Annotated in this window: 17 protein-coding genes and 1 pseudogene; 5 read left to right on the top strand and 13 right to left on the bottom strand. The window is 35.3% G+C overall.

Going from position 1 to position 18141, the window contains the following annotated elements:
* Positions 1–42: 42 nt before the first annotated feature.
* The 6 genes and pseudogenes from MKY00_RS10300 to MKY00_RS10275 all read right to left on the bottom strand — a co-directional run bounded on the left by MKY00_RS10300 (position 43) and on the right by MKY00_RS10275 (position 6735).
* Complete coding sequence (locus MKY00_RS10300) at positions 43–942, bottom strand: ROK family protein (protein ID WP_016717256.1); 900 nt, start codon at positions 940–942, stop codon at positions 43–45.
* Positions 943–1050: 108 nt separating this feature from the next.
* Complete coding sequence (locus MKY00_RS10295) at positions 1051–1218, bottom strand: DUF6903 family protein (protein ID WP_000646587.1); 168 nt, start codon at positions 1216–1218, stop codon at positions 1051–1053.
* The gene (gene gnpA, locus MKY00_RS10290) at positions 1208–3379 is read right to left on the bottom strand and encodes a 1,3-beta-galactosyl-N-acetylhexosamine phosphorylase (RefSeq protein WP_016717255.1); all 2172 of its coding nucleotides are present in this window, start codon (positions 3377–3379) and stop codon (positions 1208–1210) included. Before gnpA ends, MKY00_RS10295 begins: the two co-directional genes overlap by 11 nt.
* Positions 3380–3391: 12 nt before the next feature.
* The gene (locus tag MKY00_RS10285; protein ID WP_016717254.1) at positions 3392–4381 is read right to left on the bottom strand and encodes a carbohydrate ABC transporter permease; all 990 of its coding nucleotides are present in this window, start codon (positions 4379–4381) and stop codon (positions 3392–3394) included.
* 15 nt (positions 4382–4396) lie between these two features.
* A complete protein-coding gene (locus MKY00_RS10280; protein ID WP_001044589.1) occupies positions 4397–5287 on the bottom strand; it encodes a carbohydrate ABC transporter permease in 891 nt (296 codons plus the stop codon).
* A gap of 70 nt (positions 5288–5357) precedes the next feature.
* A pseudogene (locus tag MKY00_RS10275) lies at positions 5358–6735 on the bottom strand (carbohydrate ABC transporter substrate-binding protein).
* A gap of 134 nt (positions 6736–6869) precedes the next feature.
* On the opposite strand from MKY00_RS10275, the gene MKY00_RS10270 reads away from it, so the two are divergent.
* From MKY00_RS10270 to MKY00_RS10260, 3 genes are all read left to right on the top strand, one after another.
* Positions 6870–7730: an AraC family transcriptional regulator gene (locus MKY00_RS10270; RefSeq protein ID WP_016717252.1), complete on the top strand. Its 861-nt coding sequence runs from the start codon at positions 6870–6872 to the stop codon at positions 7728–7730.
* Between the two features lie 68 nt (positions 7731–7798).
* Complete coding sequence (locus tag MKY00_RS10265; protein ID WP_016717251.1) at positions 7799–8662, top strand: PucR family transcriptional regulator; 864 nt, start codon at positions 7799–7801, stop codon at positions 8660–8662.
* A gap of 235 nt (positions 8663–8897) precedes the next feature.
* Positions 8898–10001 (top strand): ABC transporter ATP-binding protein, encoded by a 1104-nt coding sequence (locus MKY00_RS10260; RefSeq protein WP_016717250.1) that lies wholly within the window; start codon positions 8898–8900, stop codon positions 9999–10001.
* A 210-nt stretch (positions 10002–10211) separates the two neighbouring features.
* Here MKY00_RS10260 and MKY00_RS10255 read toward each other — a convergent pair whose 3' ends face one another.
* The 3 genes from MKY00_RS10255 to MKY00_RS10245 form a co-directional block, all read right to left on the bottom strand.
* Entirely contained in the window at positions 10212–11162 is a 951-nt protein-coding gene (locus MKY00_RS10255) for a serine protease (RefSeq protein ID WP_001089044.1), read from the bottom strand.
* A gap of 312 nt (positions 11163–11474) precedes the next feature.
* Positions 11475–11762 carry an AbrB/MazE/SpoVT family DNA-binding domain-containing protein gene (locus tag MKY00_RS10250; RefSeq protein WP_000648331.1) on the bottom strand — a complete coding sequence of 96 codons (288 nt, stop codon included), beginning with the start codon at positions 11760–11762 and terminating at the stop codon, positions 11475–11477.
* Between the two features lie 116 nt (positions 11763–11878).
* Positions 11879–13759 (bottom strand): FtsX-like permease family protein, encoded by a 1881-nt coding sequence (locus tag MKY00_RS10245; protein ID WP_016717249.1) that lies wholly within the window; start codon positions 13757–13759, stop codon positions 11879–11881.
* 271 nt (positions 13760–14030) lie between these two features.
* Between MKY00_RS10245 and nadE the strand changes: the two genes are divergently transcribed.
* Complete coding sequence (nadE, locus tag MKY00_RS10240; RefSeq protein WP_000174882.1) at positions 14031–14849, top strand: ammonia-dependent NAD(+) synthetase; 819 nt, start codon at positions 14031–14033, stop codon at positions 14847–14849.
* A gap of 48 nt (positions 14850–14897) precedes the next feature.
* Here nadE and MKY00_RS10235 read toward each other — a convergent pair whose 3' ends face one another.
* The 4 genes from MKY00_RS10235 to MKY00_RS10220 form a co-directional block, all read right to left on the bottom strand.
* The gene (locus tag MKY00_RS10235; protein WP_014893814.1) at positions 14898–15359 is read right to left on the bottom strand and encodes an NUDIX hydrolase; all 462 of its coding nucleotides are present in this window, start codon (positions 15357–15359) and stop codon (positions 14898–14900) included.
* Between the two features lie 31 nt (positions 15360–15390).
* Positions 15391–15588 carry a DUF4083 domain-containing protein gene (locus tag MKY00_RS10230; RefSeq protein WP_014893815.1) on the bottom strand — a complete coding sequence of 66 codons (198 nt, stop codon included), beginning with the start codon at positions 15586–15588 and terminating at the stop codon, positions 15391–15393.
* A 108-nt stretch (positions 15589–15696) separates the two neighbouring features.
* Positions 15697–16857: a transglutaminase domain-containing protein gene (locus tag MKY00_RS10225; protein ID WP_000520871.1), complete on the bottom strand. Its 1161-nt coding sequence runs from the start codon at positions 16855–16857 to the stop codon at positions 15697–15699.
* A 145-nt stretch (positions 16858–17002) separates the two neighbouring features.
* A complete protein-coding gene (locus tag MKY00_RS10220) occupies positions 17003–17755 on the bottom strand; it encodes a YwqG family protein (RefSeq protein ID WP_001041264.1) in 753 nt (250 codons plus the stop codon).
* Between the two features lie 224 nt (positions 17756–17979).
* On the opposite strand from MKY00_RS10220, the gene MKY00_RS10215 reads away from it, so the two are divergent.
* On the top strand, positions 17980–18135 hold the full coding sequence (locus tag MKY00_RS10215) for a YjcZ family sporulation protein (RefSeq protein ID WP_000540426.1): 156 nt from the start codon (positions 17980–17982) through the stop codon (positions 18133–18135).
* The last annotated feature ends 6 nt before the right edge of the window (positions 18136–18141 follow it).

Here is an 18141-nt window from a genome sequence, read left to right as displayed (position 1 = left end):
TCACCAATCGGAATAAAAGAAAAGAAGACCAGCGCCGTCTCATTACATACCTTCAAATACTCGTAATCCTGCACCAACAACTCCATTATTTTGTGCCAATGTACTGATGCTCATCTGCTCCAAAAGATGTTGTTGCTCAGGCAGCTGAAAACTCTTTAGCTTCACTTTAATCAACTCTAGTAGAAATGGATTTTTCACAATGACACTGCCACCCAAAACCATTCTATGCGGATCTAATAAACAGGAAATCTTATAAAGACCTTGAGCTAAATAATCAGTTACCTCATTGATAATGGACTGATATTCTGGTACCCCATTTATATAACTAGCAAAAACATCTTTTGTTGAAATAGTATCTACCTGTAAGTCTCTTTCGGCTATTCTCTGGATCCCTGGCCCAGCAGCGATTTTTTCTAATCGTTCATTGTTCCCCTCCTTCGATAGAACAGGGATCAAACCTAGTTCTCCAGCAAACCCTGCTCCCCTAAAAAATGAGCCTTTATGGATGATAGAACAAGATATTCCCGTACTTATAGTCACGTAGACAAAGGTTTCATTTCCTTTTACATGTGCTGCTCTCCATTCAGCAAAAGCCGCCATATAGACATCATTGTCAATCGTGATCCGCTGGATTCCAAATTGCTCCTGCAAACGGACTGAAATAGGAAACTGGCTCCACGGTAAATTGTTTTGAAAAACGGCAATTCCATTCTCACAATCCACTTTTCCCGGTACTCCAACACCAATACCCTCGATATCAGCGATGGAAATTGATGATTTTCTGAGAACTTGTTCCACAGCTTCTACAACTCTACCAAACATTTTTTCCCGGTCTAAAGGATCACTTTTTACTTCGGTACGTTCAAGCAGTTCGCCTGTATCTGAAATAACTCCCGCTGCAATCTTCGTTCCCCCAACATCAATGCCGACTGCCTTTTTCATTTGTCTGCACCCCTAGGTTTGTATTTAAAGTATTGAGCAATTTTCTACAATTGTTATCGTTGAACATATATTTGCGATTCATTGATCAATCCACTTTCCCTAATTGATTTATACGTATTTCCGATTGTAATTATAAAGCAGCCCTAAAAGACCAGCTAAGCCAATCAACATCATACCCAGTTCAAATTTACCAGCTGTTTTTTGGTAGACGATAATGAAAGATAGGCATACGAGAAACACAACAATTTTAATAACGAATACGATATTAGCCTTCATTTGAAAAATCCTCCCACCTGATTTCACTAGGTGCCAACGTCACTTCTATCCTGTTTCCTTGTCCATCGTAGACAAACGTCATTTGTTCGACCATCGAATTGTTAACAATTGCCATTTTTCGGATAGATGGATATGCATGAACTTCACAATAAATATTGCTCGCATGATACTTTTGAAATTCCTCTTCCTTATGGGCAGCATAGTATAAAGCACGCATCAGCAGACGTGTATTTTCTTCACTGTATGGAAGCCCTGCTATATAGACAGCTCTGCCTTCTCCAAACGGATGAGCAGAAAGATGAACTTCACCATTTGAATATTCAATTATTTCGGTTTCTTCTGATAACGCATAAATATTTTTCATTCCTTCACCAAAATCAAATTGGATGCTGTCAGCAGAAATAAAATGATTTTCGACAGGATTAATAAAATATTTATCTGTTGATAAGCTAAATCCAAGTTCCTTGTCAACGCCTAAGACATTTGCCAATTGAAAATAATGCCCTTCATGCTGATAAGCTGTAGGTTCCCCAATACCTATGAATCCTCCGCCATTATACATCCAAGCTCTGATTGTAGTGACTAACTTTTCATTAATCCAGTTAGCACCTCCTGAAAAAGCTGTTCCCACATCACCGGCATTAATAATGACGTCAATATCCTCAGATATCCCATCATTCATGACATCATCAAAACTAATGAACGTAACTTCCACTGCAGCCCCACTCAAGGACTCTAAAACACCTAAATAAGAATAAATTTGTTTATACCAAAGTGCATGAGCAACCATATGTGTTTGCCAAGTTCTCAACTTGCCCCAAGAATTCAAAATCGCAACTTTAAGACCGCAGTATGGCTTCACACCTTTGATTGTGTCATGAATTTCACGAAATTCCTCAGTTACTTTTTCAATATAGGAGATAAATTCTGGGAATTGATACGCTAGACTTAAATACCCCCCATAGCCGATACGATCAACAGGATTACGCAATAAGGCTCTACGCGCCGTTAGCCAATTTTCATTCGCTTCAATCGTCGGGTTGTTACCTTCGTAAAAAGTATCTGGAAAGAAATAAGGTAAGAAACGCCCTTCTGTATATCGAACATGTGGTATATCTGCAATCATACGCAATGTAGCCCCACCGCCCACACTGCCTACAACTGCATCCAATCCGATATTTTCAAAGTATTTCCCATATGGTTCTGTACCAATCCAGTTATCACCAAGAAACATCATTGCTTCTTTTCCACTTTCATGGACAATATCCACAAGTTTCTTTGCTTCTTCAGCAACGAACTTATGAACAAAATCTATATAATCTAAAAAAGCTGGAGTTGGAATTCGAAACGAAGTATTATAATAACCTTGATCAACAATGTCCTCTGGTCTTAAGCGATAGCCTTTTTCTTTTTGAAAAGCATCCAAAGCAGCAACTGAAACACTTGCACCATATCCGAACCAATCGACAAATTTCTCTTTGCCAAGATTATTGAACACAAGGGTAAAATGATAGAAAAACGTTGTAAACCTGACTACATCTGTATCCGGATTTTCTGTCAGCCATTGTTTTAAATAGTTTTTCATAAATTCATTAGAATGTGGCTGCCTGACATCAAAAGGAATATCATGTGGCTTATCTCCCCAATTATTAGTAATATGATTGTACATTTGGGTTGGATCCCAAATCGCATAGACTAGGAATGAAACCGTATATTCATGCCAAGGAATCGCCTTCGTAATCAAAACACGATTTTGATCTTCGTTTACTTCCCAATCATTAACGTCAACAACTTCTCCTGTTGTCCGATCAATAACCTCCCAGTATTTTTTTGGACTGTGAACATAATCCGGTTTTAATTGTTCCTCAAAGTAGCCTTTCATAAAATCAATTTCGAGGGTGTCAGTAAGCGCCGTATTGAACAAGCTCATTAAATAAAGTTGCTGGCATTCATCCATATGCTTCTCTGCGAACTCATTGTGAGCTCGAGCAACAAAATAAGTCGTATAAATTTTCGCATCCAATTGTTTAATATCATCATCTAGTTTCGTTCCATCACTATCGCGAATCGCATCTGCACCCCATCGTTCCATTAATTCTTTCGTTTCCTTAAGAAAATTTTCTTCACTCGGTAAAGTAACTCGACCTTTTTTCCTTTTCATGTAAATCCTCCTCTAATCCTTTAAACCACCAAGGGTCATTCCTTGTGTTAATTTTTTTTGAACAATGATATATAAAATCAAAGTTGGTAGCATGACAAGAACCATTCCTGCATACATTTGACCATAGTTTGCAGCGGATTTTTGAGCTGCCATCAAGTTCATTAACCCAACAGGTAACGTCTTATTCGGCCCTGGAATTAATGTTAAAGCAATAATGTATTCGTTCCAAAAGGCAAGAAAATTAAATAAAATGACGGCAATAATACTTGGACGAGCTATCGGAATCATAACTGAAATCATTGTTTTGAAATATCCAGCACCATCAACCAACGCCGCTTCCTCATACGTGGATGGCAGCGATTGAAAAAAACTAGACAGCAAGTAAATCGTGAATGGTAACGCCGTCGCCGCATATACCACAGCTAAAATAAATAAATTGTCTAGTAGCAATCCATCACCTAGTTGGCCTCGTAAAAAGTTATCTCCGTCCAATAACATCAAGAAAATTGGCACAACAATGTAGTTCACATTGATGAATAATCCAGCTTTAAAAAAAGTATTTATTAATTTGCTTCCTCTAAAGGTATATCTTGCCAACACATAAGCTGCTGGTAAAGCCACAATCAATAAAATAAGAAGGGCCAACGCAGTTACCATGACTGAATTCAACATATAGGTACCCATGTTTGCCTTTTGGAAAGCATCGATAAAGTTTTGAAAATAGAAACTTTTCGGCATGGCCCAAGGACTTCCATAAAACTCCGAATTTTGCTTCACTGAGGCTAAGAAAACCCATGCAACAGGAATAACAATTGAAATCGCTAACGTAATAAGTGCTACGTAGATAAAACAGCGATACATTGCTTCTGTAGTCATTCCTTTTTGTGTTTTCATTGTTTTTGGGGCTGGATAAGCTGATTCTACAGTCATTTCTTTTTGTGTTTCTATCTTTTTTGGATCTCGATAAGCTGTTTCTGTAGTCATTCTTTTTTGTGTTTCCATCGTTTTTGGACCTCCTTAATACTCCAACACTTCCCTTTTAGTAACACCACTGATAATTGCAGATAATGCGAATGAGAATAAGAAAATGACCACCCCAATAGCCATACCGTAACCGTAAGAAGAATTTGTGTAAGCCTGCTTATACATGTAGCTTAAAAACACTTCCGTCGATCCATCAGGTCCGCCGCCAGTCATTGCTTGAACGAGAAGAAAACTTAAATTAATCGTACTAATAACGAAGAAAGTTAACGTCGTCCGAATGTTGTTCCAAATTAACGGTAAAGTAATACTAAAAAATTGTCTGAACCGTCCAGCACCTTCCAAAGCAGATGCTTCATAAAAACTTTCCGGGATACTTGCCATTGCCGCCATATACATGACCATATAGTAACCAATCGCTTGCCAAATGAGTGCCCCGCCAATGCTGTAAATGGCAATTTTTTGATTTCCGAGCCACATCTTTTGTAGGTGTTCCAGATTAAATAAAGCAAGTAAATTATTTAACAACCCTGTAGTTGGGTCATAAACTGCAGAAAATATTCCCGCGATAACTACAACCGATAAAATATTAGGGATATAAAAAATAATTCGAAAGAAGCTTTTTCCTTTTATTTTTTCTCTCGTTAACAAAGTGGCAAACAAGATCGCCATCACCATCGTGATGAGTGTGACGATAACAATCAAGACTATACTGTTTTGGAGAGACCGAAAGAAGTTCATATCATTCCATAAAATCTTGAAGTTTTCGAGCCCAACAAATACCTTATTATTAGAAAATCCTCCCCACTTATATAAAGACATCCTGAATACCTCAATCGTAGGAACAATCATAAAAATGGCTAACAGGATTAGTGCTGGTGCAGTACAAACAAAAATAAAAATTCTTTTTTCTGTCGTCTTATTCATGCCATCACCTCAGTTAATAAGTACAACGGTGAGACTAGACGACTCACCATTGTATATAGTGAAAACGAATTTATTTTAATGCAGACCGTAATTGGTCACTCACTTTTTCAACAGAGCTTTGCCAATCTTTCACCTTTTTATCACCAGAAACAACACTGTCAATCGTTCTAAATAATGTATCTGGCATACTTACACCTTCAACAGCTTTCGTTGCAGCAAATCCACCTATTCCCACTTTCACTCCATTATCATAGATACTATAGAATGATTTATTTTCACCTGTCAGTTTATTAGAAAGGCCTTTGATAGGCTGGATCGCACTCGACTCAGCAAAAATTTCAGCTGCCTTATCCGAATAAACAAACGTCATGAAATCTTTAGCAAGTTGTTTATTTTTAGCTGCCGATGGAATCCACATTTGTTCAAAGAAAGTAAATGCATAACGGTCGCTATTAGCATCAATTGTCGGTAAAGCCATCATGCCCCATTCAAACCCTTTAGATCGAGGAGCTTCTTTCATTTCACCAACTACCCACGTACCATTTGGCATAAACAAAGCTTTGTTATCGAGAATCAACTGTTGATTTTTCTTGTAGTCTTTATCATTTGCATTCGCAACAGTAGTTGGCTCTGTATATTTTGCTAATTTTCCGATAATTTCGAAGGATTTTGTTGCTTCAGAAGTTTCCCAAACACCATCTGTATATTTCATAGCTTTATTAAATAACTCAGGCCCGCCCACCCCTAGTAGTAAAGAGTAGAAGAATGTATCAAAGTAGCCTGTAGTAGGATAAGTAAATAATGCAATCCCTTCTGCTTTCGCTTTATCTCCTAACGCCCACATTTCGTCCCAAGTCTTCGGCACTTCCCAACCTTTTTCTTTTAATAAACTAGCATTATAAAATAATCCAGTTGGACTATAGAACATCGGTGCCATATAAATTTTACCGTCATTATAAGGATTAGTTGCAGGTGTACCAGTAAGCCCTGGTACTAACTTATCTTTGACTTTAACATCTTCACCATAAACATTTTTATCAAAAACATCAGTAATGTCTTCTAATGCTTTATCTTTAATCAAAGTTTCTGTTAGCGCCTGTTTTCTCCCGGTTGCCAACAACACAACATCCGGATACTTTCCTGCTTTCATATTTGAGCCTATGACATCCTCAAGATTTTTGTCCACTGTCAATTTAACATCAACTTTAGGATTAGCAGCCTCATATGCGTCAATCACTTTGTTCCACATCTCTTTACCATAAGCCGATTCAAGTGTTGCCACATGAAGGGTTTGTTTCTCACTGGAGCCTTTACCATCCTTAGCGTTATCAACTTTTGTAGTATTACTTTGGCAAGCTATTAAACTAAAAGATAACAAAGCTGTCATCCCAGACAACAATAACTTTTTTTCATCTCTATTTACCCCCATCTCCTAATCTTCCTTTCATAATTAAAGAATACAAAATAGATAACGCTTTCACAATAAACATCTTGTTCTGTTTTTTAGATATCTTGCTTTTTACTGAATATCCCACTAAAATCTTTATAAAATAGATAAAAAGTCTACGAAGGAGGGATTCATTTGTCCAATGAAGTATATGAGATTCCGCAGTTTCAACGAAATCACCTTCCAGTTAAACTTCTTTATATAACAAAATCAAAATACGATAAAGATTGGCATAGCACCATTCACGCTCATCACTTTACAGAGCTATTGTATATTACTAAGGGCAAAGGAACTTTTATCTTTTATAAAGAAGAAATCCCTGTCCAAGAACACAATTTAATTATCATCAATCCAAATATCGAGCACACGGAAAAGTCTGATACGAATTATCCACTCGAATACATTGCACTTGGCATTCAAGGTCTGTCCTTTTCATCCATAGAAAATCCCAGTCCCGTCACTATTCATAACTATAAACAGGATCAAAAAAACTTCCTCTTCTACCTTCAGCAATTGGTTGAAGAAGTGGAAAACCATCAAGAAGATTACGATTTGATTATACAAAATATTCTGGAAATATTATTACTTAAGATGATGCGAAAAAAATCTTTTAATGTAGAGAAAACATCTACTCAAAAAATCAATAAAGATATTGAATTTATTAAAAACTATATTAAGCAGCATTTTCACGAAAATATTAGCCTAGATACATTAGCAAGCATTAGTCATATTAATAAATATTATCTATCCCATTCCTTTAGGAAATTCGTCGGTGTGTCGCCTATTGAATATTTAATTCAAACTCGTATTAGAGAAAGTAAAATTTTGCTAGAAACTACTAATTATTCGATTTCTAATATTTCAACCATTACCGGTTTTTCTTCCCAATCATTCTTTGCACAATCATTTAAACGAGAAACAAATCTATCTCCTTCACAATACAGAAACGCTATAAATTCTAGCAAAAACAAACTAGATTCTAGTGCAAAAATTTAAAGATACATTCAATTAACCTATACTTCTTTAATGTATTGTTACTATTATTTTGGAAAGAGAGTGTTCCTATGATTCAACAATTAAAAACATATTATGGTGAGGATATAAAAATTAATGAAGCTGTGTTGTCAGAAGATTATAGCTGGTTTTTAGTTGAAGGAAACAAAGTCGGAATCCGAAAAATTCGATTACATCAAAGGGAACATCAATTGCTTTCATCCATCTTAACACCCATTCATACTGATACATTTTATAAAACAGAAAAAGAAAAATCGTGGTATGAAGCATTATACAGAAATAACAACATCCCTATACGGTCCGTTCGTTTTTTACACTTTTTCACAACACAATCTATTGTAGAAAGAGAAGAATTTCAAGATGCTTTACAGTCTATGTTTTCTTTTACTACTACAATGATATGGGAAACCTCGCAAGCTGGTGTTCTCATCTTGGAAGAAAACATAACGGAATCTGTATTGCAAACAGCCTTAGATACACTAGAAACAGATTTTTTTATATCCCTATCCTTCTTTGTTGGACGACGTTATACGCAAACAACTGAATTTACTTACCTGTATCAATGGGAACGAACATTATTTTCTGTTCTTTCTCCCTATTTATCAAAAAAAATTACATACATTGAACAACTGCTCCCTTATCAATTAATGATTTCATTACCGAAAGAAAAAAGAGAAAAATATACGCATCAATTATTGGCACATATTTCAAATGACAAAGAACTAATAGATAGCGTTAAAGTATTCTTCCAATGTAACTTAAATGTCTCTCTTGCAGCTAAACAATTATATTTACATCGTAATACTTTGCAGTATCGAATTGATAAATTCATTGAAAAAACAGGGATTAATATAAAAACCTTTGAAGGTGCAGTAGCAGTTTATATGGCGTTTCTTTCTTTAGATATCTCATGAAAAACAATATTCATTTTTCTTATGCCACATCGTTATATACACTCTTGCATGATTTGGAAACTCTTTCCCATTATTTCTCTTATCTATAGTTGAACTTATATCTAAAAGAGCTTTCTCGTATCTTAAATCTGTAAACTTGCATAAAAGCCTCTTATTTTTTTGTGCACAACGCCAATTTACTTACACTTTTAATAATCTTACAATTCTATTAATTATAAAAAAGGAGTGAATATTTATGGCCGAACTTGTATTAGATCATATTTTTAAAGTTTATGATAATAAAATCACTGCCGTTTCTGACTTTAATTTACATATTGAAGATAAAGAGTTTATTGTATTTGTCGGTCCTTCTGGGTGCGGGAAATCAACAACTCTACGTATGATTGCAGGTCTAGAAGACATTTCTGATGGTTCGTTTTATATTGATGGAGATCGTATGAATGATGTCGCTCCAAAAGATCGCAACATTGCAATGGTATTTCAAAATTACGCACTCTACCCGCATATGACTGTTTATGATAATATGGCGTTTGGCTTGAAACTACGTAAACTTCCAAAAGATGAAATTAATCGTCGAGTAACGGAAGCGGCGAAAATCTTAGGACTAGAAGATTACTTACAACGCAAACCAAAGGCATTATCAGGTGGACAACGCCAACGGGTTGCACTAGGAAGAGCTATAGTCCGTGATGCAAAAGTATTTTTAATGGACGAACCTCTATCAAATTTAGACGCAAAGTTACGCGTAAGCATGCGTTCAGAAATTTCTAAACTTCACCGCCGTTTAAATACGACCACTATATATGTGACACATGATCAAACAGAAGCAATGACAATGGCATCACGCCTTGTTGTTATGAAAGATGGGCTCATCCAGCAAGTTGGAACTCCAAAAGAGGTATATGATACTCCTGAGAACATATTTGTTGGCGGATTCATTGGTTCTCCAGCTATGAATTTCTTTACCGGTACATTACAAGATAGCTATTTTCACATGGAAAATATCCGCTTCAAAGTACCAGATGGTCAACTAAAGACATTAAAGCAAAAAGGGTATAATGGAAAAAAAATCATACTCGGTATTCGTCCTGAAGACATTCATGATGAACCTATCGTTCTTCAATCTTCTCCTGAATCCACAGTCGAAATTACAGTAGAAGTTGCTGAATTATTAGGTGCTGAAACGATGATTCATGGAAAACTTTCAAACCAAAACTTTATTGCACGAATTAACGCTCGTTCCGAGATTAAAACTAACGATACACTTCCATTAGCTTTTAGTTTAGCGAAAGCACACTTTTTTGATATCACTACCGAGCAAAGAATACGTAATAATTGACGAATGTCTAAAAAAAATCCCGATAGAATTGTCCCGTAAGTAACTCAATCTTTCCATTTTATTGTATGCATAACTTCTACTTCGAAAAAAATAGATGTAGCTACGACAAACATTTCTTGAAAAAGAATTCAAGACTAGATTCCACTATATATGCGACAGAACCATACTAAAAAACATCTCATATGAATATGAAATGTTTTTTAGTATTTTCTATTCTTTTAATAAATCTAATAAACCATTCCCTTCAGATGTACGTTCATATCCTAAAGGTACAGTTCTTTTAATAAGTTGTGCATATATTTCTGGTTCTGATAACTTTCTACCATATTCCCTTTCACACTGCTTTATGAGCAATGCCAGTGCTCCAGCGACATGCGGTGTCGCCATAGAAGTACCACTTAATACCGCATATTTCCCTTCAGGATACGTAGATAATATTTCATCGCCTGGCGCCACTAAATCAATTTCTTGATTTGAATTACTAAAACATGCGATTTTCCGATCTAAATTGACAGCGCCGACTTCAATTACTTCTGAGTATGCACCTGGGAAATCTAGTTCCTCCGTGTTATCATTACAATCTCCATTATTCCCAGCAGCACATACGACGAGAACATCTTGCTTTACCGCATTTTGAATTGCTTCATGTAATTCCGGAACGTCTTGCGGGCCACCAAGTGACATGGAAATGACTCTAACTCTTTCTTTATTAGGCCCTCTCCAATTTACAGCATAATGAATCGCCTCAATAATTTGCTCATAACTTCCAGAACCATCCCCTGCTAAAACCTTTAACACTAGCATTTTAGCAAGTGGTGCCACTCCTAAAACACCGATTCCATTTTCAGTCGCTGCAATTGTCCCCGCTACATGAGTACCGTGTCCGTTATTATCAAGATAAATATTTGGATCTCCTTCGTAATCTTTCGTGAAATTTCTTCCGCCGATAATACGATCCTTTAAATCTATATGATTCGTATCACACCCTGTATCTAATACGGCAACGACAATATCTTTTCCTTTCGCACTCTTCTCCCATACTTGCGGAGCATGAATGAGTTGTACACCTGGCGGAATTTCATTTACTTGTTCAACCACCTTATCTACTGTAAAAGGAATCAATTGTATACCTTTTTGTTTATTCGCTGTACTACTATTCATCGTAATCCCTCCTGAAAATATATTATTTTCATTTCAGACCACTTTTGAAAACACTTACATGTAACATTCGTTTTATGTGTTTCGTTTTCCTTCCTTAAAAATGTTTCTCAATAAGGCTTACGAATTTTATACTACTCTTTTATCCCGCTTTAATGGGCAGCCCGATTGGTGAGGGCTGATTAAAGTTTCACTTTATTTATCTCGTAATTTTTAGAAACGAAAAATTACGAGATAAATAAAAGGACCAATTGAATGGTCCTTTTATAGTTTTTAAAGAATGATATGGAATTTTAAAAATAATTTGAATTAAGACTAAACCTCACTCTTGTTTAAAAACTTTTCTATTTCTTTTATTAAATATTTCGCTCCATCTATACTAACAGTAATGTTTCCATTTGCTAATGATATGTTTTGATTTGAAACATCACCTGTTATTTGACAAGCATTGTAAGGTTGATATTTTTGTAAAATGACTTTGTCTTCTTCTACGAAAATTTCAAGCGGTGATTTAATTTGTATTCCCAATACATCACGTAATTCTTTAGGAATTACAATTCGTCCTAATTCGTCTACTTTTCGAATAACTCCTGTTGCTTTCATATTACTTCCTCCCTTACTTTTTATTAATTTTTTCACCTCGCTTTTTCCATTTTATCACTTTTTGGTAATACCTGCCTCTTTTTAGAAAATTTTGTACTCAAGTTAAAAAAACACATTTAACGAATACGTAATCTCTCTTTCAATTGTTTTAAATAACGAGAGCGAATCAGTAAAAAATATACAACTTGAATTCCTATGAAAATACTTAATACAATCGCATTTTCTTTAAATAGTGAGTACTCAAACATCTGTCCGAGTGCAGTTAACGCTACTGCCCCATGTAATGTTGCAACACCTATTGGAACGAAGAATAAAAGTCCCAATCGAATTGTAACTACTTTCGATAATTCTCCACTTGTTAAGCCTACTTTTCGAATCATTTCAAACAAACGAGTATCATCCTCCAAGTCAGAAAACAAACGGAAATAAAGGAAGCTTCCTGCACATACGAAAAATACAATACCAATAAAGAAACCTACAAATAGAATTGGTCCTGCAATTTGTAAACTTTGGTTTTGTTCGTACTCTTCTGCACTAAACGTTGTATGTTCTTCATAAGGCTTCATCTGATGCGTTAGTTCTTTACCAACCTCAACTTCATCTTTCGTTCCTTCTGTTTTGTACACATAATCTTTTTCCTCTTTAAATCCATCTTGTAATGCATCATATTGATTTTTAGAGATTACATAAACGTTACCTCTTAATATTTTACTTAATGAAGAAGTATTAACTTTTTTCACATGTAAAGGTTCACTCAAATGTGGTAAAGTAATTTCTTTTCTTTCCTTTATCGGTGGTCCTGGTATATCGACTGACAAAAATAAAACTTCTTTTTGGGATACCGCATGAAAGGGTTCTCCTGTTAACTTCGCATATTCCTTATAGTCTGATTCCTTTATAAAGGTGGCGCTTTTTAACGACTGCTCTTCCGTTTTCTTCGTTGAAATATTAGTTTTTGAAGCTGCTATACTATGTTTCTTTAATCCTTCGTCAATCATTTTCAAATGCTGTGATTCATTACTATTTCCTTGCTTAGAATGATAGTGAAACGCAATTGGTCTCTCCATAATCGCCTTTGTCATTGATGTAAAGCCAACTAATGTACCTATTGCTGAAAATGCTACAGTTGAAATTATGGTTACAATAAAGAACATTCTTGCGTTATCTCTCATACGGTAAGCTAAATCTGACAACGTAATAATATTTGTCTGTGTCCAATAGAAACGTTTACTTTTTTTACATAGTCTAATAATAAAGACACTCAACTGCTTATACAGCAAATACGTACCAATAATGACTACCGTTGTAACAGGAATCATCATGATAAATACCATTGCACCGTGTGACATAAGCGCTCCTGCATATCCCGCACTAAGCAATATGACTGCTAATATAGAAGAAATAATGGATGCTCTCGGTTCCGGCTTCGCTTCTGCTGATCCTCTAAACAATTTCATAATTTTATTCTTCCGGATCATTCCTGCACTAAACAATGAAATAATCATAAATAATACGAAAAACATAATACTCGTTACAACAATGGCTTTCATTGGAATGTAATAAGGTAAGGAAATATCTAACTTTAATATCATGGGAGCTACAAACATTAATACTCCAGAAAATAACATTCCTGCTAGAATTCCAAAAATAATTGCCCCTATCCCAATCATAATATTTTCAAAAAAGATAAGACGCTTTAATTGATATTTCGTCATACCTAACATCATTAAAATTCCTAATTCACGCTTTCTCGTTTTTAAAAACATTCCCATCGAATATAAAATAAAGAAAAATGTAAATAAGTAAATAATGGACTGTGCAAACGACATACTTATGAACACGTATTGTCCCAATTCTCCAGCACTTAACGCCGGATGAAACGCAAAAAATGAATAAACAAAAAAAGCCATAATAGCAAATGCACTACTTAAAAAATATGCTGAGTATGTTCGTCTATTTCGCGTTACATTTCGGTATGCGAGTTCTCTAATGTTCATATTCCTTCTCCGCCCTTCTACTAGCTATGTTCTTATATTAGTAAAATGCGGAAATAGCTTCCATCGATTCAAATGACAAAAACCTTACATTGTTGAAAGGTTTCAAAAAAATTGCTTAAACGATGCAGTTTCATTATAATGACTACATTCATATTCATACACACATCCTATTGTATATTCGTTAATTTTGCGAAATAATAAAGGATAGAAGTATGTACCAATATACATATAAACTTATTTACCGCTTTAATATGAATAGGAGGAAAACATAATGACATTGCAAGAACAGATTATGAAAGCATTACACGTTCAACCTGTAATTGATCCGAAAGCAGAAATCCGTAAACGTGTTGATTTCTTAAAAGATTATGTAAAAAAAACAGGTGCGAAAGGATTTGTACTTGGAATTAGTGGCGGACAAGACTCTACATTAGCGGGACGTTTAGCCCAGCTTGCAGTTGAAGAAATTCGTAATGAAGGTGGTAACGCAACGTTTATCGCCGTGCGCCTTCCCTATAAAGTGCAAAAAGACGAAGATGATGCGCAATTAGCATTACAATTTATTCAAGCTGATCAATCTGTTGCATTTGATATCGCTTCAACAGTTGATGCTTTCTCAAATCAATACGAAAACTTATTAGGTGAATCATTAACAGATTTCAATAAAGGTAACGTGAAAGCACGTATCCGCATGGTTACACAATATGCAATCGGTGGACAAAACAGCCTTCTTGTTATCGGAACAGATCACGCTGCAGAAGCTGTAACGGGATTCTTTACAAAATTCGGAGATGGTGGTGCAGATTTATTACCATTAACAGGATTAACGAAGCGCCAAGGACGTGCTTTACTACAAGAATTAGGTGCAGACGAGCGACTTTATTTAAAAATGCCAACAGCTGATTTATTGGATGAAAAACCTGGTCAAGCTGATGAAACAGAGTTAGGTATTACATACGATCAACTTGATGACTATTTAGAAGGTAAAGCAGTTCCAACTGACGTTGCAGAAAAAATTGAAAAACGTTACACAGTGAGCGAACATAAGAGACAAGTTCCAGCATCTATGTTTGATGATTGGTGGAAGTAAGTAAAACATAAAAAAGAAGCTAATCTCATTTAGCTTCTTTTTTATATGTTAACGATATACCCCTACTCTTTTCTCCAATACATCCTGCAAGCAATCTTCATGTTGTTTACAAAATAAAGGCGGCATTTTATCTAACGGGAAAAACTGCAAATCCAATGTTTCATCACCGTCTGTTCTTTTCTCTCCTCCAACAATTGAGCATGAAAAGACTATCACAATTGACTGTGCCTTGTCTCCATTTGGATATGATTGAAAATATTTTGTATACACTCCAATAAGCTCATTTATTTCTACATCATACCCGGTTTCTTCTTTTATTTCTCGAATTGCAGTTTCTGCAGCCGATTCTCCAATTTCCATTGCCCCGCCAGGAAAGCCCCAGGCATTAAAGTCTCCTCTTTTTTGCAGTAATACTTCTCCTTCTTTATTAAATACACAACCACCGGCAAAGTTTAAGAAAACATAATCATGTCCTACTTTTTCACGTAATTCTTTTATATAATTGGCCATTCTCTTTCCCCTTTTCATACTTCTTTTATCACTATTTCTTATCTTTTTCAAGCAATTCAATAATTCGATCTAGCTTCTGGTTCATATTAATCGCGTGGTGTTTCTTTGCAGCACTGCTTTGTAATACTCTTCTAATAAACAAAGTAAATGATATGAAAAACAAAACGATAAGTCCGATTACTAAACAAGTATATATCAATGTAAATATATTACTTTCGAAGAAGTTCATTCAGCATTCACATCCTCTCCTCGTTATTTTATCACATAATTCCCAATATTTTAAAGTAATAAACAAATGTAAAAAGAGCACCTTTTTACAGATGCTCTTTTTCATTACTTAATACGTAAATGTAATTGTCGCTAATGAATAATCTGCCATCGCACTATAAGGTGCTACTTGATAAGATACACGCTTTGCACCTTTTGGCCAATTTATTTCATTTAACACTTTCTTTATATCTTGCATTGTTCCATCCATAGACTGCTTATATCGTACTTCTACCTTTTCTGGCTTAGAAGCAAATTGTTGCTGTAATTTCTTCTTAAACTCACTATAATTCTCTGCTCCGTATTGTGTAGACATATATTTTAAATTTGTTTCTTTTAACATTTGTTCATACGCCGCAGTCTTTGAACTACCCGCTTTTATTTTGTTTGTTAATTCATTAAAATAACTTGTAGATGCTGCAGGATATTTACTACGATCCCAGTCGTGATCTTTACTTAATTGCTCATCAGACATATTAAAATATGAATATGTTACGCGCCCAGCTTTATCCGGTACCGGATCATCGAATGTAGTATCAAGGTGGTACCATTTGTTTTCAATGTTCACTAAATTCCATGCGTGAGCTTGTCCATTTCCTGTACCTGTTACAATATGGTTTTGGATACCCGCTTCTTTTAGTAATTCATATGTTAATAACGTATATCCTTGGCAAACGGCAGAACGATTCGCTAACGCTTCATATGCTGTATATGCTCCATAAGACGTATCATACGATACATGTTTTACAACGTAATCATGAATAGCTTTTACTTTCTCATGCTCATCCATTCCTGGTTTTACAATCGAGCCTATAATCGCTTTCGCCTGGGATTTTACATATTGTGTTTGCTCTTTTGATTCACGGTACTTAACTTGCAGTGTAAACGTATAGTTTCCTGGTAACCCTTTAATAGAATATTTAGTAGACGCTACATTATATTTTACATACTCATCTGCATCTACAACTTTATTAAACTCGCCGTACAATTGGTCCATCACATTTCTAGCATTTCTATCTTTCGTTTTATATGTGATTGTAATATTTTCTTCTCGATTATCAACCTGTTTTTTTAATTCTTTTCTAAAATCATTTAACAACTTTGCATCTGATTGTGATGTCGCTACAGTTGAATTCGTAGCTGCATAAGATACAGATGAAGCCTGTAAGCCTCCCATTACTATCGTTGAACAAAGTGCGGCAGCTGTCACATACTTACTTGTCTTTCCCATCATGTCACTCCTTACATTCTATAACTATACGAAAAAGTATCGTATAGTTTCAGAGTATACAATACTTTTTCGTATAGGTCATATGAGATTATGCATATTTAACATTGTAAAAAGGCTGTTCTTTTTATAAGAACAACCTTCTTCCTTAACAAGTTTGTAATACACAACATGCATTTTCAAAACGTCGATTTTTCAAGTCTTCATTTCCAATACAGAAATAAAGCATCCCTAAATCTCCCCACATCATATTACAATTTTTAGTATCTGAGTCAATTTGGAATAAAAGCGTCATTTGCTGCGGGTCTATTTCCATATACTGTCCAGTTTCGTACAATACCTCATCTTGTACAGAAAATGGCTCACCAAATATTTGATGGTTATCGTAGTTATCTGGGATTAGCTCTTCAAGTAATTGTAAGAAACGATCTGAATCATTCTCATCTTCAATGAAAAGCTCTGGCAATTTATATGTCAGTTCAAAAGTAGTTGCACACTGGTTATAATCCGTTTGCAATTCATCCGCTCTCCGTAATTGCTCAACAGGAACATCATAATAAAGTACACGTCCCGCTTCGGTTGGATTCACATCTTCTTCAAAGTAATTTTCAACGCTAAAGAAATATAACATCCCTGTCTTAGGAAGATTATGATCTATACCAACATTTTGTAAATCCTTTAAATTAAATTGTGCAATAAACTGTAACGGATTTCCTTTATGCGTTGGATATTCAAATGTAAATGGCAAGTCAGGAACCCCTCCCATTTTCGAACTACCTATCGCTACTGTTTCCTCCTGCTTTGGCACAACTTTTATACAAGGAAATACAGTATTCATAAGTTCCTCTTTTAAATGCGTCAGCCCATATTTATCAATTAATACTTCAATTTGTTTATTCATACATTCTCCTTATATTTACATACTTATTTGTATCATCGCACAAAAATTATACTCCATTCTTTATAAAAACAACAAGCCTCCGAAAAAACGGGCTCTTCCTTCATACGCGAACAAGTTTAAAAAAGCATAGTATACATTGTTCCTACAAACACGATAGTTCATTATTTCTTCCAGTACATTTTCCCCTCGTTCATTTTTATTTTTAATATAAGGAGGAATTCCACATGGGTTACGGATATAGTTGCGGCGGCTACGGTTACGGCGGTTACGGCGGTAGTTGTGGTGGATGTGGTTATGGAGGTTTCGCTTTATTAATCGTTTTATTCATCCTTCTAATCATCATCGGAGCTAGCTGTTGGGGCGGCTTTGTAGGCTGCTAGTAAATT

The organism is Bacillus sp. FSL R9-9834 (genome assembly GCF_038006905.1).
Lineage (GTDB): Bacteria > Bacillota > Bacilli > Bacillales > Bacillaceae_G > Bacillus_A > Bacillus_A pacificus.
This window is presented reverse-complemented; position numbering and strand designations above follow the sequence as displayed.

Bases quoted from the DNA above. Each gene is read 5' to 3' on its own strand.
- MKY00_RS10300 (WP_016717256.1), bottom strand. From the start codon at position 942: ATGAAAAAGGCAGTCGGCATTGATGTTGGGGGAACGAAGATTGCAGCG.
- MKY00_RS10295 (WP_000646587.1), bottom strand. From the start codon at position 1,218: ATGAAGGCTAATATCGTATTCGTTATTAAAATTGTTGTGTTTCTCGTA.
- gnpA (WP_016717255.1), bottom strand. From the start codon at position 3,379: ATGAAAAGGAAAAAAGGTCGAGTTACTTTACCGAGTGAAGAAAATTTT.
- MKY00_RS10285 (WP_016717254.1), bottom strand. From the start codon at position 4,381: ATGGAAACACAAAAAAGAATGACTACAGAAACAGCTTATCGAGATCCA.
- MKY00_RS10280 (WP_001044589.1), bottom strand. From the start codon at position 5,287: ATGAATAAGACGACAGAAAAAAGAATTTTTATTTTTGTTTGTACTGCA.
- MKY00_RS10265 (WP_016717251.1), top strand. From the start codon at position 7,799: ATGATTCAACAATTAAAAACATATTATGGTGAGGATATAAAAATTAAT.
- MKY00_RS10260 (WP_016717250.1), top strand. From the start codon at position 8,898: ATGGCCGAACTTGTATTAGATCATATTTTTAAAGTTTATGATAATAAA.
- MKY00_RS10255 (WP_001089044.1), bottom strand. From the start codon at position 11,162: ATGAATAGTAGTACAGCGAATAAACAAAAAGGTATACAATTGATTCCT.
- MKY00_RS10250 (WP_000648331.1), bottom strand. From the start codon at position 11,762: ATGAAAGCAACAGGAGTTATTCGAAAAGTAGACGAATTAGGACGAATT.
- MKY00_RS10245 (WP_016717249.1), bottom strand. From the start codon at position 13,759: ATGAACATTAGAGAACTCGCATACCGAAATGTAACGCGAAATAGACGA.
- nadE (WP_000174882.1), top strand. From the start codon at position 14,031: ATGACATTGCAAGAACAGATTATGAAAGCATTACACGTTCAACCTGTA.
- MKY00_RS10235 (WP_014893814.1), bottom strand. From the start codon at position 15,359: ATGGCCAATTATATAAAAGAATTACGTGAAAAAGTAGGACATGATTAT.
- MKY00_RS10230 (WP_014893815.1), bottom strand. From the start codon at position 15,588: ATGAACTTCTTCGAAAGTAATATATTTACATTGATATATACTTGTTTA.
- MKY00_RS10225 (WP_000520871.1), bottom strand. From the start codon at position 16,857: ATGGGAAAGACAAGTAAGTATGTGACAGCTGCCGCACTTTGTTCAACG.
- MKY00_RS10220 (WP_001041264.1), bottom strand. From the start codon at position 17,755: ATGAATAAACAAATTGAAGTATTAATTGATAAATATGGGCTGACGCAT.
- MKY00_RS10215 (WP_000540426.1), top strand. From the start codon at position 17,980: ATGGGTTACGGATATAGTTGCGGCGGCTACGGTTACGGCGGTTACGGC.